Below are 8106 nucleotides of genomic sequence, written 5' to 3' on the forward strand. Positions count from 1 at the left end.
GTCTGGAACAGCTCGATGTGCTCGACCTTGATGCGGGTGTCCTTCAGCAAGCCCACGCCGGTGTTGAAGCTGTACATCATCGGCGCCTCGTCGTGCATCCAGGTGCTTTCGATGTAGTCGCGGCTTTGCTTCAGGGCCGCGCGCGAGGAGTCCGCCAGCGCGACCCTGAACTGCGGCGCGCGCGCCACGTTGACTACCTGCTGCGCGGTGAGAGTGAAGCCGTCGATGGTGATGGTTTGCATCCTTGTTCCTTTGCTGAGTGTGTTCTTGTGGTGATGACCAGCGCCCTTGATCAGGGCTGGTAGCGGTCGACGAAACTGCTGAAGACTTGGGCGGCGACGGCGGCGTCGAACTCCGTCATGGTCTCGTCCGGGTGATGGCTGATGCCGCCGTTGCCGCAACGTACGAACAGCATGGCGACGTCGGCGATGGCCGCGATCGCCATCGCATCGTGGCCGGCGCCGGAGGGAAGATGGCGCACCGGCCAGCCGGCCGCGCCGATCGCCTGCGCCAGCCCGTCCTGCAGGCGCGGCGCACAGGGCACGCTGGATGCCTCATGGGTCTTGCGCAGCGCGATCTCGACCTGGCGACGCGCGGCGATGCGCTCGATCTCGGCCACCACATCGGACACCGCCGACAGGCGGTCGCCGTCCTGCTCGGCGCGGATGTCGATGGAAAAAGCGGCATTGCCCGGCACCACGTTGGCCGCGCCGTTGGCCACGTCCAGGATGCCCATGGTGCCCACCAGCCCCGGTTTGACGCTGCAGCGGCGCTCGATGAACAGGCCGATCTCGGCCGCCGCCATCGCCGCATCGCGCCGCATGTGCATGGGCACGGTGCCGGCGTGGCCGGCCAGGCCCCGAACCTCGGCCATGAAGCGGGTGGCGCCGGAGATCGCGGTGACCACGCCGACCGGCAGGTCTTCATTGAGCAGCAAGGGCCCCTGCTCGATATGCACCTCGACGAAAGCCGCCACCGCCGAGCGCGGCCAGGCCGCCTCGGCGATGCGCCCGGCGTCGAAGCCGGCCGCCTGCATGGCTTCGCGCATGCTCACGCCCTCGCTGTCCACATTGCCCAACACGCCCTGGTCGAAGGTGCCGGCAATGGCGCGGCTGCCCAGCAGCGTGGCCTTGAAGCGCACGCCCTCTTCTTCCGAAAAGCCGATCACCTCGAGCGGGAAGGCAAAGCGCCGTCCCTGCCGGTTCCATTCGGCGATGCAGGCCAACGGCAACAGGATGCCGAGATTGCCGTCGTACTTGCCGGCGTTGCGCACGCTGTCGAAGTGCGAGCCGGTGACGATCGCCGGCGCGTCTTCGCTCCCCGCCGCCGCCTCGTAGCGGCCGATGACGTTGCCGGCATGGTCGCGCCGCACCGTCATGCCGGCCTGCAGCATCCAGTCCGTCAGTTGTTCGGCGGCGGCGCGGTGCACCGGCGTCAGGTAAGTGCGCGTGAGCATGCCGGGCGCTTCGCTGTGGCGCGCCAACTGGTCCAGCCATTGCATGGCCTGCCGCCCGCACTGGCGGTATTGCTCTGGAACATCTTTCATCGCTGTCTCCTCGGGTAGATCGCTGGAATGAATCGACTTTGTATATTTTTATTGTATTCAAAAATTGTATGCAATATAGTGATCTCGTTCCAGCCCATAAGAAAAAAATTTCCCGGCTGCGACAAACCTTCAGAAAAAACAACATCAGGAGACAGTGGTGAGCAAACTATTCAAGTCCTTGTTCGGGCAGGTGGTACTTGCCCTCATCGGCGGCATCGTCATCGGCCTGCTGTGGCCGGAGTTCGGCCAGAGCCTCAAACCCCTGGGCGACGGCTTCATCAAGCTGATCAAGATGATCATCCCGGTCATCGTGTTCTGCGTCGTGGTGCAGGGCATCTGCGGCGCGCGCGACCTGAAGAAGGTCGGCAGCGTGGGCGTGAAGGCCATCATCTACTTCGAAGCGGTCACCACCATCGCCCTGCTGCTGGGGCTGGTGCTGGCGGTGGTGTTCCAGCCCGGCGCGGGCATGAACATCGACCCCGGCCACCTCGACGCCAGCAGCCTGTCCGGCTACATGGCCAACGCCGGCAAGGTCAAGGAAACCGGCTTCGCCGAATTCATCATGAAGCTGATCCCGGCCACCGCGGTGAGCGCCTTCACCTCGGGCGACGTGCTGCAGGTGCTGCTGATCTCGGTGACCTTCGGCTGCGCGCTGCTGCTGATCGGCGACAAGGGCGCGCCGGTGGTGGACCTGATCTCGTCGCTGTCGGATGCCTTCTTCAAGTGCATGTCCTTCTTCATCCGCCTGGCGCCCCTGGGCGTGCTGGGCGCCATCGCCTTCACCGTCGGCAAGTACGGCGTGGGTTCGCTCAAGCAGCTGGGCCTCCTGGTGCTGCTGTTCTACGGCGCGGTGATCTTCTTCGTGCTGGTGGTGCTGGGCGGCATCCTGCGCTGCTCGGGACTGAGCATCTTCAAGCTGATCCGCTACCTGCGCGAAGAGCTGGTGGTGGTGCTGGCCACCACGTCCTCGGACAGCGTGCTGCCGCAGATCATGAAGAAGCTGGAACACATGGGCATCAAGAAGTCCACCGTGGGCCTGGTGATCCCGACCGGCTACTCGTTCAACCTGGACGCCTTCTCGATCTACCTGACCATGGCGGCGCTGTTCATCGCGCAGGCCACCAACACGCACCTGTCCATGGGCGACCTGGCGGCCATCCTGGCCATCGCGCTGGTCACCTCCAAGGGCGCGCACGGCGTGCCGGGTTCGGCCATCGTGATCCTGGCCGCGACGCTGACCACCATCCCGGCCATCCCCGTGGTGGGCCTGGTGCTGGTGCTGTCGATCGACTGGTTCATCGGCATCGCCCGCGCCCTGGGCAACCTGCTGGGCAATTGCGTGGCCACGGTGGTCATCGCCAGCTGGGAAAAGGACATCGACAAGGCGCGCGCCCGCGCCGTGCTCAACGGCGAGCTGCTGGCGCCGCTGCATGATGCCGAGGCCGACGCCGTCAAGGATGATGCGCCGGGCGCCATCGGCGTCATGGCCTCGATGGGCGGCCAGGCGCGGGGATAAGCGATATATGGGAGCGGAAATGGATGGCGCGCGCGCCAGTGGTTACAATTGCTGCCAGCGCCAGCCTGGCGCCACGATCAACCGCCCATCCATTTCCATGACCGAGCCAGTGCCCGCCCCCGACAGTTCCGAGGCCATCGCGCGCGACATCGCCGCCAACATCGCCGAACAGCGCCTGCCGCCCGGCGCCAAGCTGCCCGAAGAGGCGCTGGCCCGGGTCTACAAGGTCAGCCGCACCAAGATCCGCTCGGCGCTGGTGATGCTGGCCAAGGACAAGCTGGTCGACCTGGTGCCCGACAAGGGCGCCTTCGTCAGCAAGCCCACGGTGGAAGAAACGCGCAACATCTTCTTCGTGCGCCGCACGCTGGAGGTGGCGATGGTCAGGGAATTCGTGGCGCGCGCCACCGAGGAGGACTACCGGCGGCTGGAAGCCCACCTCAAGGCCGAAGACCAGGCCGTCAAGGATCACGACCTGCGGGTGCGGGCCAAGCTGCTGGCGGACTTCCACATCCTGCTGGCGCGCATCGTCGGCAACGATGTGCTGACCGACATCCTCGAGCAGCTGGCCGGACGCAGCGCCCTCATCACCATGCTGTACCAGTCCACCCGCGACGCCGCCTGCTCCACCGAGGAGCACAATGCCTTCATCGCCGCCGCCCGCGCCGGCGACGTCGAGCGCGCCGTGCAACTGATGGAGCATCACCTGGTGCACGTGGAACAGGCGCTGGCCTTCGAACCGCCGGCCGGTCCGCGCAAGGATCTCGCGCGCGAGCTGCTGCTCTAGGCCGGCAGCGCCGTCGACGCAAGCCGGCGGGCGCCATGATGCCGTTCAGTGAACACTGAACGGCATTTTTTATGGGCAAACAGAAACCTGTTCGGACCGACTGCATAGCCGCACGGCGTCGTATCGAAGGCGCGCCGACGACAGCCTGTCTTGGGTACGCCGCCTGCGCTGCGGCCCGGTTCGAAGGGAGAAATGCTGCCTGGACAGCATCGGGCCCGGCGCCGCTTAGTTCGCCCTCTCGATTGGTAAGACCTTTTGACCTTTGAGGCGATCCTCGTATAATCGCCAGGCCCGGAGCACATAAAAAACCGCCCGGACGCAGGCGGAAATGCCCTTGCGACATGTCTGCCTGACAACCATCAAAACAAGGAGACAAGATGTCCTACGCCAATACGGCCGCCGTCGCGCGGCCGGATGAGGACGCGTCCGGGATCGGCCGGCGCGTCATCGGGAAGCTGCACCGCAAGATCGTCTGGTACTGCTTCTTCCTCTTCATGATCAACTACCTGGACCGCGTCAACGTCGGCTTCGCGGCGCTCACGATGAACGCCGACCTGGGCCTGTCGGCCAAGGTCTACGGCCTGGGCGCGGGGATCTTCTTCCTCGGCTACATCGCCTTCGAGATCCCCAGCAACATGATCCTGCACAAGGTCGGCCCGCGCATCTGGATCGCCCGCATCATGATCACCTGGGGCATCGTCGGCTGCGCCATGGCGGCGATCCAGGGCGCGTGGAGCTTTTATGCGCTGCGCTTTTTGCTGGGCCTGGCCGAGGCCGGCTTCGCGCCCGGCGTGCTGCTCTACATGACCTACTGGTTCCCGAAGAAGGAGCGCGGCAAGGCCGTGGCCGGCTTCATGCTGGCCACCGTGCTGTCGTCGGTGGTGGGCGCGCCGCTGTCGGGCTGGCTGCTCAGCTCGACCCACGGCTGGAACGGACTCTCCGGCTGGCAGTGGATGTTCATCCTGGAGGGCCTGCCGGCCATCGTCATGGGCGTGGTCACGCTGTTCTACCTGGTGGACCGCCCGGAGCAAGGCAAGTGGCTGGACGCCGAGGAGCGCCGCTGGCTGACCACCACGCTGGCGGCCGAACAGGAAGGCAACGCCGCGCATGCCCAGCATGACTTCAGCTTCATCTTCCGCGATCCGCGCATGTGGATCCTGACGCTGATCTACATGTTCAACGCCGTGGCCATCTACGGCGTGGTGCTGTGGCTGCCGCAGATCGTCAAGAGCCTGGGCGGTCTAAATAACTTCCAGACCGGCATCGTCGCCGCCATTCCCTTCATCTGCGCCGCCGTCGGCCTGGTGCTGGTGGCGCGCAGCTCGGACCGCACCGGCGAGCGCAAGCTGCATACCGCCTGCGCCGGCCTGTGCGGCGGCGTGTTCCTGGCCGCCAGCGCGCTCTCGAGCTCGCCGCTGCTGAGCCTGGTGCTGATCTGCATCGCCGCCATGGGCCTGTGGGCCACGCTGGGCGTGTTCTGGACGCTGCCCACGCAGTTCCTGGCCGGCGCGGCCGCAGCCGGCGGCATCGCCATGATCAACGGCTTCGCCCAGATCGGCGGCTTCGTCGGCCCCTACCTGGTCGGCTGGATCCGCGAAACCACCAACAGCTTCTCGACCGCGCTGCTGGTGCTGGCAATGAGCCCGATCATCGGCTTCTTCCTGTGCCTGACGCTGAAGATGCGCAACGACCGCGCCGACGGCTGAGGCTTCCCCACGGCGCCGGCGCGAGAGCCGGCGCCTTTTCATTTCAGGACAACACATGAGCGACAAGACCTCCCTGGCCCAGCGCCTGCGCCAGCCCGGCATCGTGGTGGCGCCCGGCTGCCATGACGCGCTGGGCGCGCGCATCTACGAACAGGCCGGCTTCGAGGCGGTGTACATGACCGGCAACGGCCTCTCGGCCAGCCTGCTGGGCGCGCCCGACATCGGCCTGCTCGGCATGAGCGAGATGGTCGAGCGCGGCCGCGCCTTCGCCGCCGCAGTCGAGGTGCCGGTGATCGCCGACGCCGACACCGGCTACGGCAACCTCAACAACGTGGCGCGCACGGTGGCCGACTATGAAGCCGCCGGCGTGCAGGCGATCCACCTGGAGGACCAGGTCACGCCCAAGAAATGCGGCGCCATGAAGGGCCTGGCCCTGGTGGACAAGGACGAGCACGCCGAGAAGATCCGCGTGGCCGTGGCCACCCGCAAGAGCCGCGACTTCCTCATCATCGGCCGCTCGGATGCGCGCATCCCGCTGGGCCTGGACGAAGCCATCGCGCGCGGCCAGGCCTATGCCGCCGCCGGCGCCGACCTGGTGCTGCTGGAGATGCTGCAATCGGAAGAGGAGATGCGGCGCGCGCTGTCATCCATCGACGCCCCGCTGATGTTCAACGCGGTGGACGGCAAGACGCCGCCGCTGACGGCCGCGCAGTTCGACAAGCTGGGGTTTCGCCTGCTGAGTTTCCCGATCTCGGCCACGCTGGCCTATACGTACATGATGCAGCGCCTGGCGCAGCACATCCGCGACACCGGCAGCGCCTTCGACGCCCCTACCGGCACGCTGGCCATCGGCCAGTATGAAGCGGTGCTGGGACTGGAGCGCTATCGCTGAAACGCGCTTCCTGCAAGGCGTTGGGCGAAGCGTTATAGTGCTCCGGAGGCGGCGTCATGCGCCGTCTCCAAGACAACAACATCCGCCAAAACTTTGCAGGAACCATCATGAACCAGCCAGCCGTACAGCCCGCCCTGAACTTCGAGGAATTCCGCCAGACCATGCTCGCGCAAGGCTATGACGAAGTCGTCGAACGCCATTGGAAACAGGGCGAAATCATCGACATCCACACCCATCCCTTCGAAGCCAACGCCATCGTGACGGCGGGCGAAATGTTCCTCTGCGTGCAGGGACAAGCGGAACAGCGCCTGCTGCCGGGCGACCGTTTCCACCTGCTGCCGGGCACGCCGCATGCGGAACGCTACGGCGACCAGGGCGCGACCTACTGGGTTGCGCGCAAGTCCTGAATCGGACGAATCAATGCAAAAGGCGGCCATGACGGCCGCCTTTTCTTCATCCCTGCGTCGCCGCTGCGCCGCTCAGGGCCCGCCCCTGCTTCAGTCGATATACCTGAGCCCGGCCGCCGCCAGCGGCTCCCGCATCTTGTACATGTCCAGCCCGAGCACACCGTCGGCCAGCCTGGCGCGCTTGTCGGCCTCGTTGTTCTCGCGCGCCTCGGCAGCGTCGGCCACCTGCTGCGCGATCGCCGCCGGCACCACCACCACGCCATCGGCGTCGGCGACGACGACGTCGCCCGGATTGACCATCGCGCCGGCGCACACCACCGGGATGTTGACCGAGCCCAGCGTCGCCTTGACGGTGCCCTTGGCGCTGATGGCGCGCGAGAACACCGGGAAGCCCATCGCCTCCAGCTCCTTGACGTCGCGCACGCCGCCGTCGATCACCAGCCCGGCCGCGCCCTGCGCGCGGTAGGACGTGGCCAGCAGGTCGCCGAAGAAGCCGTCCTCGTTGTCGGTGGTGCAGCCGGCCACCACCACATCGCCCGGCCTGACCTGCTCGGCCGCGACGTGCAGCATCCAGTTGTCGCCCGGCTGCAGCAGCACGGTCACGGCGGTGCCGCACAGGGCTGCGCCGTTCCAGGCTGGACGCATGTTGGTCTTCATCAGGCCCACGCGGCCCATCGCCTCGTGAATGGTGGCCACGCCGTAGCGCGACAGCTTCTCGACGGCCGCCTTGTCGGCGCGCGCGATATTGCGCTTGACGATGCCAAGCTGGTTCATCGGTGTGCTCATGCTCACAGTCCTTTCGCGTTCAGGGCGGCGTCCAGGCGCGGATACACGCGGCGGGCGTTGCCTTCGTAAATCTGGTGGCGCTCTTCGGGGCTCAGGGCGGCCGCCTCGATGTAGCGCTTGGTGTCGTCGTAGTAGTGCCCGGTCTCCGGATCGATGCCGCGCACCGCGCCGATCATCTCGGAGGCGAACAGCACGTTGTCCACCGGGATCACCTTGGTCAGCAGGTCGATGCCCGGCTGGTGGTACACGCAGGTGTCGAAGAAGATGTTGTTGAGCAGGTGATCCTTCAGCAGCGGCTTCTTCATCTCCTGCGCCAGGCCGCGGAAACGTCCCCAGTGGTACGGCACCGCGCCGCCGCCGTGCGGGATCAGGAACTTCAGCGTCGGGAAATCCTTGAACAGGTCGCTGGTCAGGCATTGCATGAAGGCCGTGGTGTCGGCGTTCAGGTAGTGCGACCCGGTGGTGTGGA

Annotated in this window: 9 protein-coding genes; 5 read left to right on the top strand and 4 right to left on the bottom strand. The window is 66.3% G+C overall.

Features of this window, described 5'->3' with window-relative positions:
* Together CEJ42_RS20460 and CEJ42_RS20465 are read right to left on the bottom strand one after the other, a co-directional pair.
* On the bottom strand, positions 1 to 242 hold a 242-nt coding region (locus CEJ42_RS20460; RefSeq protein ID WP_165774480.1), incomplete at its 3' end, for an aromatic amino acid lyase.
* A gap of 50 nt (positions 243 to 292) precedes the next feature.
* On the bottom strand, positions 293 to 1546 hold the full coding sequence (locus tag CEJ42_RS20465; RefSeq protein ID WP_088752357.1) for an allantoate amidohydrolase: 1254 nt from the start codon (positions 1544 to 1546) through the stop codon (positions 293 to 295).
* A 157-nt stretch (positions 1547 to 1703) separates the two neighbouring features.
* Here CEJ42_RS20465 and CEJ42_RS20470 point away from each other — a divergent pair, with 157 nt between their 5' ends.
* From CEJ42_RS20470 to CEJ42_RS20490, 5 genes are all read left to right on the top strand, one after another.
* Positions 1704 to 3062 carry a C4-dicarboxylate transporter DctA gene (locus tag CEJ42_RS20470; RefSeq protein WP_243397912.1) on the top strand — a complete coding sequence of 453 codons (1359 nt, stop codon included), beginning with the start codon at positions 1704 to 1706 and terminating at the stop codon, positions 3060 to 3062.
* Positions 3063 to 3159: 97 nt separating this feature from the next.
* On the top strand, positions 3160 to 3846 hold the full coding sequence (locus tag CEJ42_RS20475; RefSeq protein ID WP_088752358.1) for a GntR family transcriptional regulator: 687 nt from the start codon (positions 3160 to 3162) through the stop codon (positions 3844 to 3846).
* Positions 3847 to 4223: 377 nt separating this feature from the next.
* Positions 4224 to 5552, top strand: a complete 1329-nt coding sequence (locus tag CEJ42_RS20480) for an MFS transporter (RefSeq protein ID WP_079215904.1) — start codon at positions 4224 to 4226, stop codon at positions 5550 to 5552.
* Positions 5553 to 5607: 55 nt separating this feature from the next.
* A complete protein-coding gene (locus CEJ42_RS20485) occupies positions 5608 to 6444 on the top strand; it encodes an isocitrate lyase/PEP mutase family protein (RefSeq protein WP_088752359.1) in 837 nt (278 codons plus the stop codon).
* A gap of 107 nt (positions 6445 to 6551) precedes the next feature.
* Positions 6552 to 6851 carry a cupin domain-containing protein gene (locus CEJ42_RS20490; protein ID WP_079215906.1) on the top strand — a complete coding sequence of 100 codons (300 nt, stop codon included), beginning with the start codon at positions 6552 to 6554 and terminating at the stop codon, positions 6849 to 6851.
* A gap of 90 nt (positions 6852 to 6941) precedes the next feature.
* Here the strand turns inward: CEJ42_RS20490 and ligK are convergent, their stop codons facing one another.
* A complete protein-coding gene (gene ligK, locus CEJ42_RS20495) occupies positions 6942 to 7625 on the bottom strand; it encodes a 4-carboxy-4-hydroxy-2-oxoadipate aldolase/oxaloacetate decarboxylase (RefSeq protein ID WP_420840790.1) in 684 nt (227 codons plus the stop codon).
* Positions 7626 to 7639: 14 nt separating this feature from the next.
* Positions 7640 to 8106 (bottom strand): amidohydrolase family protein (locus CEJ42_RS20500; RefSeq protein WP_129587796.1); only part of this gene is annotated, 467 nt, incomplete at its 5' end.

It is taken from the genome of Herbaspirillum robiniae (assembly GCF_002213415.1).
Lineage (GTDB): Bacteria > Pseudomonadota > Gammaproteobacteria > Burkholderiales > Burkholderiaceae_D > Herbaspirillum > Herbaspirillum robiniae.